Genomic DNA, 20,850 nt, shown 5'->3' with positions numbered 1-20,850 from the left:
GTTTGCGCCCGCCCTTCGCCCTGGGGATACCGAATGCCTTGGCTGGAATGGCACAACCGCAGTGACGACCTGAAAGCGACGGCGAAGACGCCATATCGCTTGCTCCAACCAATCCAATCTCTGTCCTACGGCGACGAAGACGCGCCGAACATGCTGATCCAGGGGGACAACCTGGAAGCCTTGAAGGCGCTGCTGCCGTACTACGCCGGGCAGGTGAAATGTATTTTCATAGACCCGCCGTACAACACGAAAAGCGCATTCGAGCACTACGACGACAACGTGGAACATGCGCAATGGCTGTCGATGATGTACCCGCGCATGGTGCTGTTGCGCGAATTGCTGGCCGAGGACGGATCGATCTGGATCACGCTGGATGACAACGAAGCGCACTACTTCAAAGTCATGTGTGATGAGGTATTTGGACGCTCCAACTTTATAGCCAACGTGGTATGGGAAAAGGTCTACACGCCAAAGAGCAACGGCCGGGCCATTAGCTCCGATCACGATCACATTTTGGTTTATTCGAAGAGCGCAAAGTGGCTTGAATCTGGCTGGAACCTGGTTCCTCGGAGCGACGAGCAGAAAGGTCGATTCACCAACACGGACAATGATCCAGATGGTCCTTGGAGGACTTATCCGCTTGATGTTCGCACGGAGGATGGGGCGAAGAGAGAAAAGTATCGCTATAAAGTAGTGCTTCCGTCTGGACGTGAAGTGCGGCCATCCGCGGGTAGGCATTGGGTCCTTCCTGAGGAGAGGTTTCAAGAAGAGCGTGAGGCGGGGCGTATCTACTTTGGTAAAGATGGCGACGCAATGCCTACGAAGAAGGTATACCTAAAAGACGCGAAGCAAGGCGTCATCGCGAGATCGTGGTGGACCTACAAAGAAGTGGGTGGAAATCAAGACGCTAAGCGCGAGGTTCTCGCGCTATTTGGCGACAGCGGGTTTATTACACCGAAGCCAGAGAAACTGATTTCAAGGGTTCTACAGATCGCGACGAATCCCGGCGACCTTGTTCTGGATAGTTACCTTGGATCTGGAACAACGGCGGCGGTTTCGCACAAGATGGGTCGGCGGTGGATCGGTATCGAAATGGGCGACCATGCGCGAACGCATTGCCAGCCACGCTTGGTGAAAGTCATCGACGGCGAACAAGGCGGCGTGTCCAAGACAGTCGGCTGGCAAGGCGGCGGCGGTTTCCGCTTCTACCAACTCGGCCCCAAGGTGTTCGACGACCAGGGCCGGATCAATCCCGAAATCAAGTTCGAACACTTGGCTGCGCATATCTGGTTCGTAGAGACCGGCACCGCTCGCAGCACGCGCGCCATGAAGTCGCCACTCCTGGGCGTCCACAATGGCACGGCGTACTACCTGCTCTACAACGGAATCCTGGGCGACAAGACGTTGGCAGGCGGCAACATGCTGACCATGAAGGTGCTGGCTGGCCTGCCGGAGCATGACGGCCCGAAGGTGATCTACGGGGAAGGCACGAACATGACCAACGACCGCCTGCGGTCGCTGGGGATCAAGTTCAAGAAGACCCCCAACGACATTCGCGCGAGGTGACGGCATGGACTTGAAGAACTACCAGGAAGAATCCCTCGCGCGGCTGGCCGCCTTCCTGCGCGCCGCGCGCACGGACGGCATTGCCGAGGCGTTCGCCGCACACGCGCACCCGGACGCCAAGACCATGCTGGTGCCCGAGTACCGCAATCTGCGCGACAAGGACGGCCAGGAACTGCCCAGCCTGCGCAACGTGCCCTATGTGGCGATCCGCATTCCCACCGGCGGCGGCAAGACCCTGATGGGCGCACACTTCATCCGCTGCGCGGCGGACAACTGGCTGGAACGCGACCGCCCGCTTGTGGTGTGGCTGGTCCCCAGCCGCACGATCAAGCAGCAGACCCTGGACGCGTTCAAGAATCGCCGCCACCCGTACCGCCTCGAACTCGATGCCGCATTCGGCGGCCAGGTCTCGGTGCTGGACAGCGACGACATTGAGCAACTGACGCCGCAGGAACTGGCCACGCGCACCTGTATCGTCGTCGCCACGATGGCGGCGGCGCGCGTCCACGATATCGACATTCGCGATTTCTACGCGCACAAGGAAGCGCTGGAACCGCATTTCATCGCGCTGCCGAAGGACGCACCGCTCCCGGACCTGGAACAGACAGAGGACGGCAAGGGGCCGCGTTTCTCGTTCGCCAACCTGCTGCGGCTCCACCGTCCGCTGGTGATTACCGACGAGGCGCACAACGCGACCAGTGACCTGTCCGGCGTCGTGTACGAGCGTCTGGCCCCCAGCGCCATCATCGAACTGACCGCCACGCCAGACATGAGCACCAGCAATGTGCTGGTGCGCGTGTCGGCCTCGCAGTTGTTCGCGGAAGAAATGATCAAGTTGCCGGTGCTGCTGGAAGAACACCTGGACGGCTGGGACGTGGCCCTGCGCCATGCGCTGCTGCGGCGGCAGGAACTGGAAGAGATCGCGAAGAAGGAACCAGACTACATCCGCCCGATCCTGCTGATCCAGGCTGAACATAAGGGCGGCGAGGCCACGGTCGAAACCATCTACGAACACCTGACCAGTGAGGACGGCGAGCGAATCGACAAGGACTGGGTGAAGATTGCAACCGGCGGCCAGCGCGAACTGGACGGGATCGACCTGTTCGCGGAGGACTGCCCAGTGCGCGTCATCATCACGATGGAGGCGCTGAAAGAAGGCTGGGACTGTTCGTTCGCCTATGTGCTGTGCTCGGTATCCGGCACGAAATCCGCGACCGCCATTGAGCAGTTGCTGGGCCGCGTGCTGCGCATGCCCAACGCCCGCGCGCGCGGCCAGGCGGCCCTGAACAAGGCATACGCGCACGTCGTGTCGCCCTACTTCGGCGCGAAAGCGGTCGAGTTCACTGACCACCTGGAAGGCATGGGGTTCTCGCGCCTGGAAGCCGCGCAGAACCTGCCGACGCAACAGCCCCTGATTCCCGGTGATGGCGAACACCCCGCGTTGAAGGTCGAGACACTGCGGTTCACGGCAACGAAGAAGCCGGACCTGGCCAACGTGCCGGCGGGCGACCTGCGCAACATCACGATCAAGCCCGCCGAGGAAGAAGGCAAGTTCGAGGTGGAGGTCAAGGGCGCGATCCAGCCGGAGAGCGTCGAAGCCATCGCCAAGGTGTTTACTGGCAAGGTGAAGGACCAGGTGCGCACCTCGCTGGAACAGCACAACACTCGCGCCAAGTTGCGCGAGACGCCCGCGCAGAAGGGCGTGAAGTTCGAGGTGCCACAGTTGTCGATCAAGTTCGGCGACCGCGTGGTGCCGGTCGAGAACGACCTGCTGGTGGAAGACGGATTCTGGAACCCGGCAGATACAGCAGGCACGCTGGACACGCTCACCTTCGACACGCGCACGCAGACCTGGGAAATCGACATCGGCGAGAAGGCCGTCAAGATGAACATGGTCCAGGAGCCGCAGGCCGAGTATCTGTCCGGCCTGACCGGCGACTGGGAGGAAGCCGACCTGCTGGTGTGGCTGGAAGGCAAGGTCGTCCAGAACGACGTGCGACACGAGACCATGATCGAGTGGATCGCGCAGGCGCTCGCCCCGTTGAAGCGCAAGGGGTACAGCCTGGGCCAACTGGTGCGCGGGCGGTTCATCATCGCGCGCCGACTGCTGGCCCTGCTGGACGACGCGAAGGCCAAGCGCGGCAACCAGGCGCACCGCCGCCTATTCGATCTGGAAGAGGTGGTGGTCGACCCCGCCGTGGTGTTCAAGTTCTCGACCCTCGCCTATCCCATGCGCTCGCCGTGTCCGGCACCGATGGAGTGGCCGAAGCACTACTACGAAGTACCAGGCGACCTGCCATATCGCCGCAAGGATGGCGAACTGGCCGAGGAATACCGCTGCGCGCTCGCCATCGAGCGTAACCCCGACGTTGAGGTATGGGTACGCAACCTGGCCCATCCGTCGCAGTTCCGGTTCCCGACAGCAACCGGCTCCACCTATCCCGATTTCATCGCGAAGTTGAAGGATGGCCGCATTTTCGTCATCGAGTACAAGGGGGCCGACCGCTACGACGACCCGAAGAATGTCGCCAAGCGCGCCGTGGGCGAACTGTGGGCGCGCAAGTACCCGAACGGTATCTACCTCATGCCGCGCGACAAGGACGACGAAGGGCGCGACATCGATCAGCAGATCGCGCACGCGATCGCAGCCAAGCGATAACGCGCCGGTCAAAGGCGCGGAACGGTAGCGGCGGCGTGGCCCACTTGCCGCTTCAACCGGTTGATGGACTCTTCCAGCAGAGCCATCCTGTTCAGGATTTCTGCTTTCTCGTCCGCCCAGGCTTGCCTGTCCGCTGCGTGCTGCTCGCGCTCCTGATCGAAGCAGGCCCTGCCCTTGTAGATCCCTGCGAGGAAGTTTGCGCCAGCCTCGTAGAGTTTCGAAGCGGTGGCCTCGCCGATCAGTTTGCTCTGTCGTGCGCCGCTATGCGGCAGGCCTGGATAGAACGAGTGAACGCCACTCTCCTTCCAGTAGTAGACGCTCGTGCCGAGCGCTCGACCGATATTTGCGGCCATATTTTCAAGTTCTGCTTTCTTAGTCATATGTTGCTCTCCGTTGCAATGGTTGCGGGTCATTTCAGCGCGTGGTTGCGGCAGGGGGAGTTTCTGGATGGAGCAAGCCTTGAAGAAAACCCTCGCACCGAGCAAGGAGTTCAGCAGGCGAACTGGCCTCTATCAGCATGTTCGCTCCAAACTTGCCCAGACAGAGGCTGGACGCGCTGGCGTGGTGGAGGTGATGAACCTGCGTCGGCACCCCGCGCTTGTCGGTGAGGGCGACGGCAATGCGTTGCGCGATTTCATCGAGTTTATGGTGTGTCGTTGTTTCCATTAGGTTGTCCTTCGTTGTTTGGCTTGGCTATTTTCTAACGGGCGGCGCACGCCATCAAGAAAATAAAATATGTTTTTACTGCGATTTTCAGACTGCGGATACAATGTATCCGCCTCATGAGCCGTGCGGGTGCCAGTTCGGCTTCATGCCGATACTGCGCAAGGCTTCTATGCCGGCGGCAACGGCAGCGGGATGATTTCGCGCAACGACATCCAACCCCTGACGCGTGACGAGTTGAGGGTTGAAGAACTGCCCTTCCGGCAGTTCGATGATGATGGCCGCGTTGATCAGTTTCGCCAGCGCCTTCGAGACGGCAGGCTGTTTGACTTTCAGCCGCGCGGCCAGCCCTTTCTGGTTGACGGAAACGAGGTTCCCGAACTTCGCCAGGTCCAGCAGCAGGAGCAGCAGCGCAATCGCGGTGGGCGACAGCTTCTTGTCCAGGATGATCGTGGACAGCGAGCCAGTGAAACACAGCGCAAAGGGGCTGATGGGGTCGATCTTCTTGCGCTTCTTGGACACGTAAACGTTGATCTCGCCGGGGAGTTCGTCTCGTTCTTGTACGGTTTGGATGGCGTCGCGGATCTCGGAAATAGCGGTATCTAGGGGCATGGCATTGGGGGGAGGTGGAGGTGGACAACCGATAACGGATATTCCAACGCCGTCCAATGGAGCTGATCTGGGTATGGAGAGATTTAGATTAGAGATGGAGAGACAGGAAAAGCCGCTCGGCCCGTAAGCCTTTGTCTGTTCTGGGATATTTATTTCTTCGCAGTCCGCAAAGTATTCCTGCGAGGAATAAACACCGCTTCGCCGGCGCAGCGAGCGCGGGCAGCCGATCCACCGCACACATCGTCTCCGGTTCGCGGTTAGAGTTCCGCACTTGCGCCGCAGGCGTGATCGGTTATCAGTGAATAACCCCAAAGCAACGCATTCCAATGACCGACGAGAGCAAGACCACACAGGCGCTGCTGCGAGCGTTATTGAAGGAAATGGAGAAATCACTGGCCCAGCCGAAACCAGCAGCCGACGGCGATGTGTTTATACCGCCCCCCGGATACCGCACGCGCGTGAACGTCAAGGAGTTCGAGCGCGGACAGGAAGAGGGAGAGTCATGGTGGAAAGACGGCGGCGAGGAGGACGCCTTCATCGGCTTGCGCCCCAGGTCCAAGACAGCCCCGAAGCCACGCGGTAAGCGTCGCCTACGCTAATTACCTCCGAGGGCGCGGCACCCGTCGCGGCACGGGTGCCGTCTTCGGTTCCGGGGCGGGACTACGCGCGGCCAAGCGTGCCGCGATCTTCGCGAACCGCTCCGCCGCCGTCGGCGGCAGGGTCTTCGACTGCCGTACCGGGCGCGACGCGGCGGCGGCCTTGACAGCCACCGCACCGCTACTGCTGCGCGCAGAGCCGTACACCTGCTGCGTCCTGTCGTTCGCGTGGCCGAGCCAGGCGGCGACACCCGCGCGGCCCTGCGTGGCTTTCGCTTCACTCGCGCAGGCATGCCGATAGGCATACGGCGACAGCCCCGACTGGACCTTGCCCATGGCGCGGCGCACTGCGACAACATCCGCTGCCGACGCCGACAGGTCGCCGCCGGTTTCTTCCACATGCGCGCGGAGCAGTGCCACGGCCAGCGCGGACTGGCCGCGACGCGTGGTATCCACTTCCAGCACGCGCATGGGCTGACCGCGCGTTGCGTCGACCTTCGCGCCCGCTACGGCCACGCGCAGACCCGTCGCAGTGGATTCCAGGACGATGCCGCGAACAAGTTCTGCTGGCCGAATGCCGAACACGGCGAACACACAGGCGAACAGTTCGACGCGGGCGCAACGCCCGGGCTGGCGAGCCAGCGCGACCAGCAACTGGTCCGGCGTCGGCGCGTGTCGCCCCGCCTGGCGCTTGCTCCGGCTGATCGGGCGTTGCCCGGCGGCACGCAGCGCCGCCGCCTTGTCCGCCCAGGTGGGACGGTCGGCGGCCAGATACAGGGCGCGGAACACCACGGCACGCTCGAACGCTTGCCGGGTGAACTCGCGCATGCGTTCTGTGTCCTTGGCCTTCCTGGCGGCCTCGGCCAAGGTGCGCAGCCGCCTGATTTCCTCGGCCTCCACCCAGCGGCAGGCCGACCGCAGCCGGTCGAAATGCGCCCGGGTGCTCGCCGCTTCCATTGGTGTCGTGCCTGCCGCCCACAGGCGGGCGTGGTCGCGCCTGTACGCGACTCGGCTGGCCTCGCTGGGATTGGCCCCGCTGGCGGCGGCCTCGTCCAGCGCGGCGCGCACGACGCGATCCATCGCCACCCCGGCAGGCTGGCGCAGGCGCAGCCCCTCGGCCTGGGCGAGTCGGTGGGCTTCGGCCAGCCGGTCGGCGTATCGCGACCGCAGGCCCACCGGCAGCGCCGCGCCGGGATCGGCGGACTGTGGGTCGGTGGCTGGCGTGCTGTCGCGGTTCATCCGTCCCCCTGCCGATCAAGAGCAGGCCACAGGCTCCCGCCTGTGTCCCTCGGCCATCGCTGGCGCGCTGGCCGTCGCCCGGTCGCTCCTCGCTTTCCCCGTCGCCGCTGGACGCGGCAACGGTGCCGGGCGGCCTCTCTACGCCCTGCCGCTGACGCAACAGGACTGCGAGAGGGCACATTGTCGGCCAGTGCCGACAATGTGCTGGGCCACTCCTACTGTGCGTGGAGTCGCCCGCGAAGCAAGGGGCCGATCTACTTCCCGGCGGCGTTTCGCGAACGGGTCGCGATTGCGGCAACGATGGCGGCGGCAAAGTCATCGTTGGACAGCGCGGCCAGGTCATCCGCAGCCTTGCGGATGGCGTCGGCGTTGCCCTGGTGGCCGCGCTCCATCGCGTCGATCTTCCTTCCGGTCTCCACCGGGTCCGGGTTGAAGTAGCGGAAGAAGGTCGCCAGGTCCGTATGGCCGGACACGCGCGCCGCTTCCGCTGCCGTCAGGAACCGTCCCAGTTCGGTGATACGGGTATGGCGCAGGTCGTGGAGACGGGCACCCTCGACGCCTGCTCGCGCGCATGCGCGCGTCCATGCCTGCGTCATCGTGTCGGCGCGCAGACGCTTGTTCTTGTCCGTGGTGAAGACCGGGCCGGCGAGGGACAGCCCGGCCAACTGCTCCGCAGTCAGTGGACGCTTGCCGTCCGCTGGCTGGGCGCGACGGACAATGATGGCCAGGGCTGCGGCAGGCAGTGGGATCACTCGATCCACCACCTTGTTCGTGCGGCTCTTGGTCTCGCGCAATCGCGCGGTCTTGTTCTTGAAGTCGATGTCGGGCCAGTCCAGTTTCACGACCTCGGCTCGGCGCGCGGCGGTGAATCTGGCGAACGCAATGGCGTCCTGGGTCCCCTGTTCGTGGTTTTCGAGTTCCTTCGTGATCTTCGTCCACTCGTCAGCGGATACCACCCGCTCGCGGGCGTCGCTGACCGAGAGGCCCTTGATCTCTTGGAGTGGGTTCTTGATCTCGATACCCCAGGAGCGTTCGGCGCGCACGAACACGCCGCGCACCACGCCCAGCACGCGCTTCAACGACCCGGTTCCGGCTGGGTTGCCGTCGCGGTCTTTGAGCAGCGATTGGAGGGAGTGTGCGCCGTCGCCCACGAAGTCGGCGTATTCGAGGTCTCGCGTCCACTTGTTTACCAAATCGGGGAACCCGGCGGCGTTGTGGCCCTTGCCCTGACCGAGCAGCATGCGGATCGTGCTGCGTTCGGTTCGCTTGGCCTTGTGCTCAATGCGGCCCTTTTCGAGGTCTTCGAGGTAGCGTTCAAGCAGCGCGCGCAAGGTCCATGCCTCGGAAAGCATGGCATGGGGCTTGCCGTGGTGGATGAGCGAATCCCTTTCCCGCTTCGCGTATGCCTCGGCGTACGCCTTCGCCCTTTTGATGTGGTCAACATCGCCAGGCTTCGCGTGCGGGTTGACTGGATACCGCACGGTCGGCAGGTGGTGCTTCTTGCCCTTGCTCGTCCAGCGAATCCTAACTTCCCAGCGTGGAACGCCATCGTCCCGGTAGTAAACACCTGGGATACGGCTCTGTGGTTTAGATTTTGTCATTGTGCCGGTACCATTGTCAGGTTGGACCCGCTGGAAGCACGGCCCCGTAGCTCAGCTGGATAGAGCGACGCCCTCCTAAGGCGTAGGTCGCCCGTTCGAATCGGGCCGGGGTCGCCATCTCCCATCGGGTCTTGTCCCAAATTTGTCCCAATAGATCGAAAAATTACCACAGCCCTAGCACTTTTCGATAAGACCTTTACCCCTCCTAAGGGGAAGGTCGCACGTTCGAATCGTGTCGGGGCCGCCATCCTTCGCGATGCGTGGCGCTTGCCGCCGGCATCGCCGACGACCGCGGCGCCGGCGCGCGGGCAAGCCGTCGGCGACGGCCGCGTCCGCTCCGGAACGGAGGCTGCATCGATGAAGCGCCATGAGGGCCGCTGCCTCTGCGGCCAGCTCCGGTTTTCCGTCGAAGGCGAGCCGCTGCGTGTCGGCCTGTGCCATTGCGCCAACTGCCGCAGGGAAAGCGGCTCGGCGTTCACCTGGTACGGCGTCTGGCCGGTGGACCGGTTCGAACATGCCGGCGCGACCGCCGTATTCGGCGGGCAACACTGCTGCCAGGCGTGCAACTCGCCGGTGTTCGCCGTCGACGCGCAGGAAGCCGAGATCAAGCTCGGCGCGCTGGAAGAGGCGCCATCGGGACTCATGCCCTCGTACGAACTGTGGGTGAAACGCCGCGAGCCCTGGCTCGCTCCGGTGCCGGGCGCGGAGCAGTACGAAGAGGACCGGTCCTAGGCGGGCTTCGGCCAGGGGCGAAGGTGTTCCGCTAACTGTTTCTTTCGCAACGGAAAATTTTGCGCGCATGCGGCGCTGCAGCACTTGACACGGGCCGTGGCGATCGTGTCCTCTTGGTCTCCATGTCGATGACCTGCGCCAGCGCCCGCAACGTCCTGCCCCCGCGGCAGGCGCGCGCCCGTGCGGCCACCGGCAGCACCACGATTACTACCACCACCGGTATTACCCGCCCGGTGCGGTCCGTCGTGTTCGTGTAACCCGCGAAAGCCACGGCCCCGCACCTGGATCAGGCGCGGGGTGACCCGCACCGGATACGCGCGCAGGGCCTCACAACCGAGGTCTCAGATGTCGTCCCCTGCCGCAGCCGCAAGTCCCGCATCCGCTTCGCACCCACTGGCCGTGCGCACCGTCGCGCACAAGTTCGGCGGCACCTCCGTCGCCGATGCCGACCGCTACCGCCACGTCGCCCAGCTGCTGCTGGCCCGCGACGAGCCGGTGCAGGTCACCGTCGTCTCGGCGATGAAAGGCGTTACCGACGCGCTGATCGAACTGGCCCGCGCCGCGGCCGCCACCCGCGCCGACGAGATCACCCCGGAATGGCGCGAGCGCTGGCACGAACTGCGCGCGCGCCACCGCGGCGTGGCCGTGTCCCTGCTCGGCGAGCTCGCCGGCCCGGCGGTGGAATGGCTGGACCAGCGCTTCGACGAGCTGGCCCAAGTGCTGGCCGCGCTGTCGGTGATCGGCGGCCTGCCGGAGGAAGTGCTGCAGCGGGTGCAGGGCCTTGGCGAGGTGTATTCAGCACGCCTGCTCGGCGAACACCTGCGCGCGCTGGGCGCCGACTGCGCGGTGCTGGACGCGCGCGAGGTGCTGGTGGTCAGCCACGGCGACCTCGGCGTGGACGTGGACTGGGAACTGAGCGGGCGGAAGCTGGCGGCCTGGCGCGCGGCCAACCCGCAGCCGCGGGTGGTGGTCACCGGCTTCGTCGCCCGCGATCCGCAGGGGCGCATCACCACCCTCGGCCGCAATGGCAGCGACTATTCCGGCGCGATCTTCGCCCGCCTGTTCGAGGCCGACGAACTGCACATCTGGACCGACGTGGACGGCGTGCTCTCGGCCGACCCGCGGGTGGTGCCGGAGGCCGTGCAGCTGGACAGCCTCAGCTACGACGAGGCCTGCGAGCTGGCCTACTTCGGCGCCAAGGTCGTGCATCCGCAGACCATGGCCCCGGCGATGGAGCGGGGCACGCCGATCATCATCCGCAACACCTTCCATCCCGAGCATCCCGGCACCCGCATCACCGCCGAGCGCGAGTTCACCGGCCCGGTGAAGGGCCTGACCCTGAGCCCCGGCCTGTCGCTGGTGAACCTGGAAGGCACCGGCCTGATCGGCGTGCCGGGCACCGCCGAACGCGTGTTCGCCGCACTGCGCAACGCCAGGGTCTCGGTGGTGATGATCTCGCAGGGCTCGTCGGAGCATTCGATCTGCTGCGTGGTCAAGCAGGAGGACGCCGGCCGCGCCCAGGCCGCGCTGGTCAACGCCTTCGCCCACGAACTTGCGGTCGGGCAGGTGCAGCGCGTGCAGCTGGTGCCGAACATCAGCGTGCTGGCGGCGGTCGGCGACGGCATGGCCGGGCAGCCGGGCGTGGCCGCGCGCCTGTTCGGCTCGCTGGGCCGCGCCCAGGTCAACATCCGCGCCATCGCCCAGGGCTCGTCCGAACGCAACATCTCGGTGGCGATCGACAGCGACCACGCCACCCGCGCGCTGCGCGCCGCGCACGCCGGCTTCTACCTGTCGCCGCAGACCTTCGCGGTCGGCGTGATCGGCCCGGGCAACGTCGGCGGCACGCTGCTGGACCAGCTGCTGGCCGCGCGCGAGGGCCTGCTCGAACGCGCCCACCTGGACCTGCGCCTGCGCGCGGTCGCCTCGCGCGGGCGCATGCTGCTGGACCCGCGCGGCATCGAGGAAGACTGGCGCGCGCGTTTCGCCCAGGCCAGCGGCCCGGTCGACCTCGACCGCTTCGCCGCGCACCTGCTCGATTCGCACCTGCCGCACGTGGTCATCGTCGACTGCAGCGGCAGCCCGGAGGTCGCCGACCGCTACGCGCAGTGGCTGGCCGCCGGCATCCACGTGGTCACCCCGAACAAGCAGGCCGGCGCCGGCCCGCTGCAGCGCTACCGCGGGATCCGCGCCGCCGCCGCGGCCAGCGGCGCGCGCTTCCGCTACGAGGCCACGGTCGGCGCCGGCCTGCCGGTGATCTCGACCCTGCGCGACCTGCTCGACACCGGCGACAGCGTCACCGCGATCGAGGGCATCCTCTCCGGCACCCTGGCCTGGCTGTTCAACCGCTACGACGGCAGCGTGCCGTTCTCGGCGCTGGTGGCCGAGGCGCGCGCGCTGGGCTATACCGAACCCGACCCGCGCGACGACCTGTCCGGTACCGACGTGGCGCGCAAACTGGTGATCCTGGCCCGCGAGGCCGGCTGCGAACTGAGCCTGGAGGACGTACGGGTGGAAAGCCTGGTGCCCGAAGCGCTGCGCCAGTCCAGCGTCGAGGACTTCATGGCGCGTCTGCCGGAGGTCGACGCGGCCTTCGCCGCGCGCCTGCAGGCGGCGCGCGAGGCCGGCAAGGTGCTGCGCTACGTGGCGCGCCTGGACGGCGACGGCCGCGCCAGCGTCGGGCTGGTCGAACTGCCGGCCGGGCACGCCTTCGCCAACCTGCGCCTGACCGACAACATCGTCCAGCTCACCACCCGCCGCTACTGCGCCAATCCGCTGATCGTGCAGGGCCCCGGCGCCGGCCCGGAGGTGACCGCCGCCGGCGTGTTCGCCGACGTGCTGCGGGTCGCGGCCGGGCAGGGGGCGCGCCTGTGAGCGTGGCGACGGCAGGCAGTCCCACGGCAGCGGCCACGCAGTCGACGCGGCAGGCATCGGCGTTCTCGCCGGCCTCGGTGGGCAACGTCGCGGTCGGCTTCGACATCCTCGGCCATCCGCTGGCCGGGGTCGGCGACACCGTCACCGCGCGGCGCATCCCCGAAGCGGAAGTGCGCATCGCGGCGATCCGCGGCGCGCCGTTCCCGCTGCCGCTGGAAGCGGAGCGCAACACCGCCGGCGCGGCACTGGTCGCGATGCGCGAGGCGCTGGCGCTGCCGTTCGGCTTCGAGATCGAGATCGACAAGGGCATCGCCCTCGGTTCGGGCATGGGCGGTTCGGCGGCCTCGTGCGTGGCCGCGCTCGTGGCGGCCAACGCGCTGCTGGACACGCCGCTGACCCGGCATGCGCTGTATCCGTTCGCGCTGGCCGGCGAGGCCGTGGCCAGCGGCGGACGCCACGGCGATAACCTCGGGCCGATGCTGCTGGGCGGGCTGGTGCTGGCCACCGCCGACCGGCTGGTGCGGATCCCGGTACCGGAGGAATGGCACAGCCTGCTGGTGCATCCGGATGCGGTGCTGGAAACGCGGCGCGCGCGCGAGGCGCTGGCGGGCAGCTACGAGCTGAAGGAGTTCGTCGCGCAGAGCGCCAACCTGGCCCTGGTGCTGGCCGGGTGCCATGCCGGCGATGCCTCGCTGGTGCGCGCCGGCCTGCGCGACGTGCTGGTCGAACCGCGCCGCGCGCCGCTGATCGGCGGCTTCGATGCGGCCAAGGCCGCGGCGCTGGAAGCCGGCGCGATGGGCGCCAGCATCTCCGGCGCCGGTCCCAGCGTGTTCGCCTGGTTCGAGTCGCGCGAGCGCGCCGCGGCCGCTGCGCCGCTGGTGCAGGCCGCCTTCGCCGCGGCCGGCTTCGACAGCCAGGCCTGGGTCTCGCCGGTCGACTGCCCCGGCGCGGTGCTGCTCTGAGCGGCTGCGCCATCTCCCACACGGAACCCGATCCCATGGACTTCATCTCCACCCGCAACGGCGCGCCGGCCGCCAGCCTCAGCCAGGCCATCGCCGCCGGACTGGCGCCCGACGGCGGCCTGTACGTGCCGGCGAAGCTCCCGGTCGGTCGGCAGCTGCAGCCCGGCGACAGCCTGGCCGCGACCACCGCCACGCTGCTGGCGCCTTTCTTCGAGGGCGATGCGCTGGCGCAGGAACTGCCGACGATCTGCGCCGAGGCCTTCGACTTCCCGGTGCCGCTGCGCCCGCTGGCCACGCCCGGCGACCACGTGCTGGAGCTGTTCCACGGCCCGACCGCGGCGTTCAAGGACATCGGCGCGCGCTTCCTCGCCGCCTGCCTGGCGCGCATCCGCCGCAGCGAGGACCGGCCGCTGACCATCCTGGTCGCCACTTCCGGCGACACCGGCGCCGCGGTGGCGGCCGCCTTCCACGGCCAGCCGGGGCTGCGCGTAGTGGTGCTGTATCCGGACGGGCGCGTGTCGCCGCGGCAGGCGCACCAGCTGGGCTGCTTCGGCGGCAACGTTTCGGCGCTGCGCGTGGACGGTTCGTTCGACGACTGCCAGGCGCTGGTCAAGCGTGCGCTCAACGACGCTGAACTGCAGGCACGGGTACCGCTGAGCTCGGCCAACAGCATCAGCCTGGGCCGGCTGCTGCCGCAGATGAGCTACTACGCGCATGCCTCGCTGGTGCACTTCGCCAGCACCGGGCGCGAGCTCGATTTCGTCGTCCCCACCGGCAACCTCGGCAACGCGCTGGCGGCGATCCTGGCCCGCGTGCAGGGCCTGCCGATCGGCCGGATCGTGCTGGCGACCAACGCCAACCGCGTGCTGCCGGAGTTCTTCGCCGGCTACGACTACGCGCCGCGCGCCAGCGTGGCGACGCTGGCCAACGCCATGGACGTGGGCGCGCCGAGCAACTTCGAGCGCCTGCGCTGGCTGTACGGCGGCGACGACGCGGCGCTGCGCGAGGCGTTCACTGCGGTGTCGGTGGGCGACGGGATCATCCGCGACACGATCCGCGGGCGCTGGGAGCAGCATGGCGAGGTGTTCTGCCCGCATACGGCCACCGCGGTGCACGTGCTCGAGGACCTGCGCGCCGACGGCGCGGAAGGCGACTGGGCGGTGGCCGCGACCGCGCATCCGGCCAAGTTCGAATCGGTGGTCGAGCCGCTGGTCGGGCACGAAGTGGAAGTGCCGCCAGCGCTGGCGGCCCTGCTGGCGCGGCCGGCCCATGCCGAACCGGTACCGCCGGACTACGAAGCCCTGCGCGCGCACCTGCTGGGCTGAGCCGCACCCGCCACGCATCCCCGCATCGCCTCCACGCAGGGCGATGCGGGCGGCGGCGCCGCTATCATTGCCCCGGCCTGCGCGCCGCCGGCGCGCGCCGTTCCTGCATCCGGGGTGTCCATGCCTGCAACCGAACGCACGTCCTGGCCGCAGCGCATGCGGCGCGTGGCCGGCCTGCTGCTGGCCACGGCACTCGCCACCGGCATGGCCCTTGCCGCGGACGCGCCACGCGGACCGCTCGACCTGAAGCCGGGGGAGTACCTGTGGCATCCGGAGATCGCGCCCGCAGGCCCGGTGGTGCTGGTGGTCAGCCTCGACGAGCAGCGCGCCTACGTCTACCGCAATGGCATCGCCATCGGCGTGTCGACGATCAGTTCCGGCAAGCCGGGCAAGGAGACGCCGACCGGCGTCTTCACCATCCTGCAGAAGAACCGCGACCACCGCTCCAACCTCTACAACAACGCGCCGATGCCTTACATGCAGCGGCTGACCTGGGACGGCATCGCCCTGCACGGCGGCGCGTTGCCGGGCTATCCGGCCTCGCATGGCTGCGTGCGCCTGCCCAACGCGTTCGCAGCCAGGCTGTTCGAGATCACCCGCAACGGCGACACCGTGGTGGTGTCCGACGCGCGCGCCGCGCCGACCACCCTGGTGTACCCGGCGGTGCTGGCGCCGGTATCGGCCAAGGGCATGCCGCTGGCGGTGCCCGAAGCCGGCGGCCCTGGCTACAGCTGGGACGATTCGGCCTCGCCCGCAGGCCAGGTCGGCGTGGTGGTGAGCCTGGCCGACCGGCGCGTCTACGTACTGCGCGATGGCGTGCCGATCGGCGAGGCGGCGATGGAGCTGCTGTCGGAGGAGACCGCGTTCCGCGGGACCACGCTGTTCGTGATGGGCGAGGGCAGCGAGGAGGGCGCCAGCCGGCTCGACCCGACGCGGCCCCCGCATCGCTGGACCGCGTATCCGATACTCGATCCGGTGCGGGCGCCGGCCGCGGGCGACGGAACCGCCTCGACCCCGGCAGCGGCGCCGGAGCCGCATGACCTGCTGCAGCGCCCCAGCCAGCCTCTGCGGCTGCCGCCGGAATTCGCCCGGAGGCTCTACGACGTGCTGGTGCCCGGCACCACGGTCCTGGTCACCGACCTGCCGGCGATCCGCCCGCTCGGCGATGAACAGGCGCCGCAGCCGCTGTTGGAATCCGGCGACTGAGGCCCCAAGCTGGGAACATGGGCCAGGGGAGTGCCAGGCCCGCCCCCACTGAAGTGCACCGGATGAAGTCGTTCCCGATATCCGCCGGCCGCCGGCTGGCCCTGCTCCCGCTGCTGGCCGTGGCCGCGCCGGCGGTTCCGGCATCCCATCCAGCCCCGTCGCTGCAGCCGGTCGCCTCGTCGGCGGCCCGGCTGCCGGAGGCCGAGCTGGCCGCGCGCCTGGCCGAAGTGGCGCCGGCCGCCAGTCCCGAAGTCCTCAAGCTGGCCGCGCGGGCGATGTCCTGCGCGCTGCGCGACCCGGCGCTGGGCGTCGATCCACGGCGGCTGGGCGTGATCGACTATTCGCGGCCCTCCACCGAACCGCGGATGTGGGTGTTCGACCTGGCCCGCAGCCAGCTGCTGTTCGAGGAATGGGTCGCGCACGGCCGCAACACCGGCGAGAACCTGGCGAAGAAGTTCTCCAACGCCGAAGGCAGCTACATGACCAGCCTCGGCGCGTTCACCGCGCAGGAGACCTACATGGGCGGGAATGGCTATTCGCTGCGCCTGCGCGGCCTGGAGCCCGGCTTCAACGACCGCGCCCGCGAGCGTGCCATCGTCATCCACGGCGCCCCCTACGTGAACCCGGCAGCGGCGAAGCTGCAGGGCCGGCTCGGCCGCAGCCTCGGCTGCCCGGCAGTACGCCCGCAGGTGGCGCGCAAGCTGATCGACACCCTGCGCGATGGCACCTTCCTGTTCGCCTACTACCCCGACAGGGAGTGGCTGCAGCGCTCGCGCCTGCTCAGCGGCGACTGCGGTGGCGCGGCGTCGGTGGCCGCCCACTCGAAGGCTGCGGGGCCGCAAATCGGTTCCTGACAACAGTCGCGGCGCGGAAACGACGCCGGCCGTGCCCGCGAAGGCACGGCCGGCGTTTTCACGTCCGCGGGTCGGGGAATCAGACCCAGCCGGTCGCGTAGAACACGCCGATGATGAAGAACACCGCCAGGGTCTTGACCAGGGTGATCGCGAACACGTCCTTGTAGGACTGGCGATGGGTCAGGCCGGTGACCGCCAGCAGGGTGATCACCGCGCCGTTGTGGGGCAGGGTGTCCATGCCGCCGGAAGCCATTGCCGCCACGCGGTGCAGCACGTCCATCGGGATGCCGTAGGCCTGGGCGTTGGCGATGAAGGTGTCGCCCATCGCCGCCAGGGCGATGCTCAGTCCGCCGGAGGCCGAACCGGTGATGCCGGCCAGCGCGGTGACCGACACGGCCTGGTTGACCAGCGGGTCGGGGATCGCGCCCAGCGCATGGGCGACGACGAGGAAGCCGGGCAAGGCGGCGATGACCGCGCCGAAGCCGTATTCCGAAGCGGTGTTCATCGAGGCCAGCAGGGCGCCGCCGACCGCGTTCTTCGTGCCTTCGGCGAAGCTGGCCACGACCGGCTTCCAGGCGAACGCCAGCACGCAGAGGATGCCGGCCAGCAGCGCGCCCTGGACCGCCCAGATCGCCGCGACCTTGGCCACGTCCTGGACCACCGGCGCCGGCGTACCGACCACCGAGGGCAGGAACTCGTGGCTGGCGCCGTACAGCTGCGGGATCCAGCGGGTGAGGAAGAAGTTGGCCACGCCGACCAGCACCAGCGGCAGGATCGCCACCAGCGGATGGGCCAGGCGGTCGCCGCGGAACGGCTCCGGTTCGTTGCGCAGCTCGATGCCGCTGGCGTAGCCCTCGCCGTTGCGCGCGGCCACGCGGCGGCGCCACTCCAGGTAGACCATGCCCAGCACGAGGATGAACACGCCGCCGAGGATGCCCAGCACCGGCGCCGCCCAGGCGGTGGTGCCGAAGAACGCGGTGGGGATGATGTTCTGGATCTGCGGCGTGCCCGGCAGCGCGTCCATGGTGAAGGTGAACGCCCCCAGGGCGATGGTGCCGGGGATCAGCCGCTTGGGGATGTCGTTCTGGCGGAACAGCTCCGCGGCGAACGGATAGACCGCGAACACCACCACGAACAGCGACACGCCGCCGTAGGTGAGCAGGGCGCAGACCAGCACGATCGACAGCATCGCCCGCTTGGCCCCGACCACGCGGATGGCCGCGGCGACGATCGCCTTGGAGAAGCCGGAGATCTCGATCAGCTTGCCGAACACCGCGCCCAGCAGGAACACCGGGAAGTACAGCTTCAGGAAGCCGACCATCTTCTCCATGAACAGGCCGGTGAACATCGGCGCGACCAGCGAAGGATCGGCCAGCAGCACCGCGCCCATGGCCGCGACGGGCGCGAACAGGATCACGCTGTAGCCGCGGTAGGCGACCACCATCAGGAACGCCAGCGCAGCCAGCACGATCAGCAACGACATCAATACACTCCGCCCGCCTCCCATGGCGGTCGCGGCAGTATCGGTACCACCCCATCGGCAGCCCACTGTACCAACGGACGATGCCCGCCCCGCGGCCGGCCCCCTAAGGTGCGCAGCATCGGCGGCATGTGCCCGCCGCCCTAGTTATGCACCCGGGAGGAGGGGAAATGAAGCAAACGTATCTGAGCCTGGTCATCGGCAGCCTGCTGGCCGCCAACGCGCCGGTGGCCTGGTCGCAGGAGGCCGCGCAGGCCGAGGGCACCCAGGCGACCGCCACCACGCTGGACGAAGTCACCGTCACCGCCCGCCGCCGCGCCGAGTCCATCCTGGACGTGCCGGTCGCGGTCAGCGCCTTCGGCGAGGAACAGCTGAAGGACCTGCAGGCGAGCAACATCGACGGCCTGCAGGGCGCCGTGCCCAACATGAACATCGTCCAGGGCCGCGGTTCGGCCAACAGCGTCAACGTCTTCATCCGCGGCATCGGCCAGCCGGACGCGCTGCAGACCTTCGACCCGGGCGTGGGCATGTACGTCGACGACGTCTACTACTCGCGCATCAACGGTTCGCTGTTCTCGCTGTTCGACGTGCAGCAGGTCGAAGTGCTGCGCGGCCCGCAGGGCACCCTGTACGGCAAGAACTCCACCGGCGGCGCGATCAAGCTGACCACCAAGAACCCCTTCGACAACGAAGGCGGCGCGGTGGAAGTGACCGCCGGCGACTACGGCCGCCTGGAAGGCCGCTTCTACGCCTCCGGCCGCCTGAGCGACACCGTCGCGGTGAGCCTGGCCGGCGCCAAGATCACCAACGACGGCTACGTCAAGGATCCGGACACCGGCCGCCGCTTCAACGACGACGACACCGAGTCGCTGCGCTTCAAGCTGGCGCTGGCCCCGACCGACAACTTCCGCGCCACCCTGACCGTCGACCACACCGAGCAGGACGCCGCCCTGACCATGGGCCGGCCGATGGCGCCGCTGCTGCAGACCAGCCTGGCCCCGGCCGGCGTGGTCGTCCTGCAGCCGGGCCAGACCGGCAAGTGGGACCGCACCGCCAAGACCTCCTTCGCCGACCACCAGGGCCAGCAGCTGGAGCACTCCGGCGCCTCGCTGGCGCTGGACTGGGACCTCAACGAGCAGTGGCAGCTGAAGAGCATCAGCGCCTTCCGCAAGCTGAAGACCCACTCCTTCATCGACATCGACGCCTCCGAGTACGAACTCGGCGACGTGCTGGTGGCCCTGGACCAGGACCAGCGGAGCCAGGAATTCCAGCTGCACTACGACAACGGCAGCAACCTGCACGCCACCTTCGGCGCGTACTACATGAAGGAGAACGTGCCGTCGTACCAGGAAGCCTACGCCGACGACCTGTTCTCGATGCTCGGCGCCGGCATCCCGTTCCTGCGCACCATCGATGACGACCTGAGCACCACCAGCAAGGCCGCCTTCGCCCACCTCAACTGGGAGTTCGCGCCGACCTGGACCCTGGCCGCCGGCGTGCGCTGGACCAAGGACACCAAGGAATACGACCGCAGCACCAGCACCTTCTGGGGCGCGCCGTTCACCAGCCTCAACCAGACCGTCGCGTTCTCGGCCAAGGCCGACTGGACCGCGACCACCCCGTCGGTGAGCCTGCAGAAGGCCTTCAGCGACAACGTGATGGGCTACGTGTCGGCCAACCGCGGCTTCAAGTCCGGCGGCTTCAACGGCCGCGCCAACACCGTGTACGACACCGAGCACGCCAAGTTCGACCCCGAGTACGTCTGGACCTACGAGCTGGGCCTGAAGGCGACCTCGGACGACAAGCGCCTGCGCGGCAGCGTGGCGGCGTTCAAGAGCGACTACAAGGACTTCCAGGCCCGCGTGTCGCAGGACGTCGGCACCTTCCCGGTGCTCAACGCCGCCGAGCTCAACATCCAGGGCATCGAGTTCGAGGGCAGCGCGATCCTCGGCGAAGGCACCGTCCTCGCCGCGCAGTTCGGCTGGCTGGACGCGGACTACGACCGGTTCGAGGACTTCCGCCTCGATCCTTCGTACCCGGGCTTCGACCCGAACGTGAACCACGACCACGTGCCGTTCTCGCCGGAGTACACCGCCCGCCTGTCGCTGCAGCACACCTTCAACCTGGACACCGCCGGCGCGCTGACCATCGGCGCCGACGCCTCCTACCGCAGCCGCACCTGGCTGTCGGTCGACAACCGCGACGTGCTCAGCCAGGGCGCGTACACGGTGGTCGGTGCGTTCGGCAGCTGGGATTCGCCGTCGATGGACTGGCAGGTGCGCGCCGGCGTGCGCAACCTGACCGACGAGGTCTACATGATCGAAGGCCAGGAGTTCGCCTCGGTCGGCAACATCCAGACCGCGTACTACGGCCTGCCGCGCAACTGGTACGTCTCGGTCCGCTACAACTTCTGACCGGGCCGGCCCATTGGCAGGTAACGACGCGGCGGCGGGCCGGTGCCCGCCGCCGCGTTATGCTGTCCGC

At 67.7% G+C, this 20,850-nt stretch carries 16 protein-coding genes and 1 tRNA gene; 12 read left to right on the top strand and 5 right to left on the bottom strand.

Annotation, left to right across the window (positions count from 1 at the left end; all coding sequences use genetic code 11):
• Positions 1 to 33: 33 nt before the first annotated feature.
• Complete coding sequence (locus M503_RS0102245) at positions 34 to 1,566, top strand: site-specific DNA-methyltransferase (RefSeq protein ID WP_037060195.1); 1,533 nt, start codon at positions 34 to 36, stop codon at positions 1,564 to 1,566.
• A 4-nt stretch (positions 1,567 to 1,570) separates the two neighbouring features.
• Positions 1,571 to 4,225, top strand: coding sequence for a DEAD/DEAH box helicase (locus M503_RS0102240; RefSeq protein ID WP_028918992.1), 2,655 nt, complete (start codon positions 1,571 to 1,573; stop codon positions 4,223 to 4,225).
• Between the two features lie 8 nt (positions 4,226 to 4,233).
• Here the strand turns inward: M503_RS0102240 and M503_RS0102235 are convergent, their stop codons facing one another.
• A complete protein-coding gene (locus M503_RS0102235) occupies positions 4,234 to 4,605 on the bottom strand; it encodes a hypothetical protein (RefSeq protein WP_037060193.1) in 372 nt (123 codons plus the stop codon).
• 79 nt (positions 4,606 to 4,684) lie between these two features.
• On the opposite strand from M503_RS0102235, the gene M503_RS17270 reads away from it, so the two are divergent.
• Entirely contained in the window at positions 4,685 to 4,894 is a 210-nt protein-coding gene (locus M503_RS17270) for a hypothetical protein (RefSeq protein ID WP_155951943.1), read from the top strand.
• A 111-nt stretch (positions 4,895 to 5,005) separates the two neighbouring features.
• Here the strand turns inward: M503_RS17270 and M503_RS0102230 are convergent, their stop codons facing one another.
• On the bottom strand, positions 5,006 to 5,500 hold the full coding sequence (locus M503_RS0102230) for a helix-turn-helix domain-containing protein (RefSeq protein ID WP_028918994.1): 495 nt from the start codon (positions 5,498 to 5,500) through the stop codon (positions 5,006 to 5,008).
• 326 nt (positions 5,501 to 5,826) lie between these two features.
• Here M503_RS0102230 and M503_RS17265 point away from each other — a divergent pair, with 326 nt between their 5' ends.
• Positions 5,827 to 6,099 carry a hypothetical protein gene (locus M503_RS17265; RefSeq protein ID WP_028918995.1) on the top strand — a complete coding sequence of 91 codons (273 nt, stop codon included), beginning with the start codon at positions 5,827 to 5,829 and terminating at the stop codon, positions 6,097 to 6,099.
• Here the strand turns inward: M503_RS17265 and M503_RS0102225 are convergent, their stop codons facing one another.
• Entirely contained in the window at positions 6,100 to 7,335 is a 1,236-nt protein-coding gene (locus tag M503_RS0102225; RefSeq protein WP_028918996.1) for a hypothetical protein, read from the bottom strand. It abuts the gene before it with no gap.
• Between the two features lie 254 nt (positions 7,336 to 7,589).
• Positions 7,590 to 8,936, bottom strand: a complete 1,347-nt coding sequence (locus M503_RS15485; RefSeq protein ID WP_081720907.1) for a tyrosine-type recombinase/integrase — start codon at positions 8,934 to 8,936, stop codon at positions 7,590 to 7,592.
• 40 nt (positions 8,937 to 8,976) lie between these two features.
• Here M503_RS15485 and M503_RS0102215 point away from each other — a divergent pair.
• The 7 genes from M503_RS0102215 to M503_RS15480 all read left to right on the top strand — a co-directional run bounded on the left by M503_RS0102215 (position 8,977) and on the right by M503_RS15480 (position 16,886).
• Positions 8,977 to 9,053: transfer RNA gene (locus tag M503_RS0102215), tRNA-Arg, on the top strand.
• Between the two features lie 240 nt (positions 9,054 to 9,293).
• On the top strand, positions 9,294 to 9,668 hold the full coding sequence (locus tag M503_RS0102210; protein WP_028918997.1) for a GFA family protein: 375 nt from the start codon (positions 9,294 to 9,296) through the stop codon (positions 9,666 to 9,668).
• Between the two features lie 345 nt (positions 9,669 to 10,013).
• Positions 10,014 to 12,539 carry a bifunctional aspartate kinase/homoserine dehydrogenase I gene (thrA, locus tag M503_RS0102200; RefSeq protein ID WP_028918998.1) on the top strand — a complete coding sequence of 842 codons (2,526 nt, stop codon included), beginning with the start codon at positions 10,014 to 10,016 and terminating at the stop codon, positions 12,537 to 12,539.
• On the top strand, positions 12,536 to 13,501 hold the full coding sequence (locus M503_RS0102195; protein WP_028918999.1) for a homoserine kinase: 966 nt from the start codon (positions 12,536 to 12,538) through the stop codon (positions 13,499 to 13,501). Before thrA ends, M503_RS0102195 begins: the two co-directional genes overlap by 4 nt.
• 35 nt (positions 13,502 to 13,536) lie before the next feature.
• On the top strand, positions 13,537 to 14,826 hold the full coding sequence (gene thrC, locus M503_RS0102190) for a threonine synthase (RefSeq protein WP_028919000.1): 1,290 nt from the start codon (positions 13,537 to 13,539) through the stop codon (positions 14,824 to 14,826).
• A 156-nt stretch (positions 14,827 to 14,982) separates the two neighbouring features.
• The gene (locus M503_RS0102185) at positions 14,983 to 16,032 is read left to right on the top strand and encodes a L,D-transpeptidase (protein ID WP_028919001.1); all 1,050 of its coding nucleotides are present in this window, start codon (positions 14,983 to 14,985) and stop codon (positions 16,030 to 16,032) included.
• 62 nt (positions 16,033 to 16,094) lie between these two features.
• Positions 16,095 to 16,886, top strand: a complete 792-nt coding sequence (locus M503_RS15480; RefSeq protein ID WP_051414131.1) for a murein L,D-transpeptidase catalytic domain family protein — start codon at positions 16,095 to 16,097, stop codon at positions 16,884 to 16,886.
• Between the two features lie 79 nt (positions 16,887 to 16,965).
• Here M503_RS15480 and M503_RS0102175 read toward each other — a convergent pair whose 3' ends face one another.
• Positions 16,966 to 18,369 carry a GntP family permease gene (locus M503_RS0102175; RefSeq protein WP_028919002.1) on the bottom strand — a complete coding sequence of 468 codons (1,404 nt, stop codon included), beginning with the start codon at positions 18,367 to 18,369 and terminating at the stop codon, positions 16,966 to 16,968.
• A gap of 167 nt (positions 18,370 to 18,536) precedes the next feature.
• On the opposite strand from M503_RS0102175, the gene M503_RS0102170 reads away from it, so the two are divergent.
• Positions 18,537 to 20,780 (top strand): TonB-dependent receptor, encoded by a 2,244-nt coding sequence (locus M503_RS0102170; RefSeq protein WP_028919003.1) that lies wholly within the window; start codon positions 18,537 to 18,539, stop codon positions 20,778 to 20,780.
• The last annotated feature ends 70 nt before the right edge of the window (positions 20,781 to 20,850 follow it).

Origin of the sequence: Pseudoxanthomonas suwonensis J47, from assembly GCF_000513955.1 — a bacterium.
Lineage (GTDB): Bacteria > Pseudomonadota > Gammaproteobacteria > Xanthomonadales > Xanthomonadaceae > Pseudoxanthomonas > Pseudoxanthomonas suwonensis_C.
This window is presented reverse-complemented; position numbering and strand designations above follow the sequence as displayed.

What these genes read in the sequence shown, in the direction of transcription:
- M503_RS0102245 (WP_037060195.1), top strand. Translation starts at nt 34, where the DNA reads ATGCCTTGGCTGGAATGGCACAACCGCAGTGACGACCTGAAAGCGACG.
- M503_RS0102240 (WP_028918992.1), top strand. Translation starts at nt 1,571, where the DNA reads ATGGACTTGAAGAACTACCAGGAAGAATCCCTCGCGCGGCTGGCCGCC.
- M503_RS0102235 (WP_037060193.1), bottom strand. Translation starts at nt 4,605, where the DNA reads ATGACTAAGAAAGCAGAACTTGAAAATATGGCCGCAAATATCGGTCGA.
- M503_RS0102230 (WP_028918994.1), bottom strand. Translation starts at nt 5,500, where the DNA reads ATGCCCCTAGATACCGCTATTTCCGAGATCCGCGACGCCATCCAAACC.
- M503_RS17265 (WP_028918995.1), top strand. Translation starts at nt 5,827, where the DNA reads ATGACCGACGAGAGCAAGACCACACAGGCGCTGCTGCGAGCGTTATTG.
- M503_RS0102225 (WP_028918996.1), bottom strand. Translation starts at nt 7,335, where the DNA reads ATGAACCGCGACAGCACGCCAGCCACCGACCCACAGTCCGCCGATCCC.
- M503_RS15485 (WP_081720907.1), bottom strand. Translation starts at nt 8,936, where the DNA reads ATGACAAAATCTAAACCACAGAGCCGTATCCCAGGTGTTTACTACCGG.
- M503_RS0102210 (WP_028918997.1), top strand. Translation starts at nt 9,294, where the DNA reads ATGAAGCGCCATGAGGGCCGCTGCCTCTGCGGCCAGCTCCGGTTTTCC.
- thrA (WP_028918998.1), top strand. Translation starts at nt 10,014, where the DNA reads ATGTCGTCCCCTGCCGCAGCCGCAAGTCCCGCATCCGCTTCGCACCCA.
- thrC (WP_028919000.1), top strand. Translation starts at nt 13,537, where the DNA reads ATGGACTTCATCTCCACCCGCAACGGCGCGCCGGCCGCCAGCCTCAGC.
- M503_RS0102185 (WP_028919001.1), top strand. Translation starts at nt 14,983, where the DNA reads ATGCGGCGCGTGGCCGGCCTGCTGCTGGCCACGGCACTCGCCACCGGC.
- M503_RS15480 (WP_051414131.1), top strand. Translation starts at nt 16,095, where the DNA reads ATGAAGTCGTTCCCGATATCCGCCGGCCGCCGGCTGGCCCTGCTCCCG.
- M503_RS0102175 (WP_028919002.1), bottom strand. Translation starts at nt 18,369, where the DNA reads ATGTCGTTGCTGATCGTGCTGGCTGCGCTGGCGTTCCTGATGGTGGTC.
- M503_RS0102170 (WP_028919003.1), top strand. Translation starts at nt 18,537, where the DNA reads ATGAAGCAAACGTATCTGAGCCTGGTCATCGGCAGCCTGCTGGCCGCC.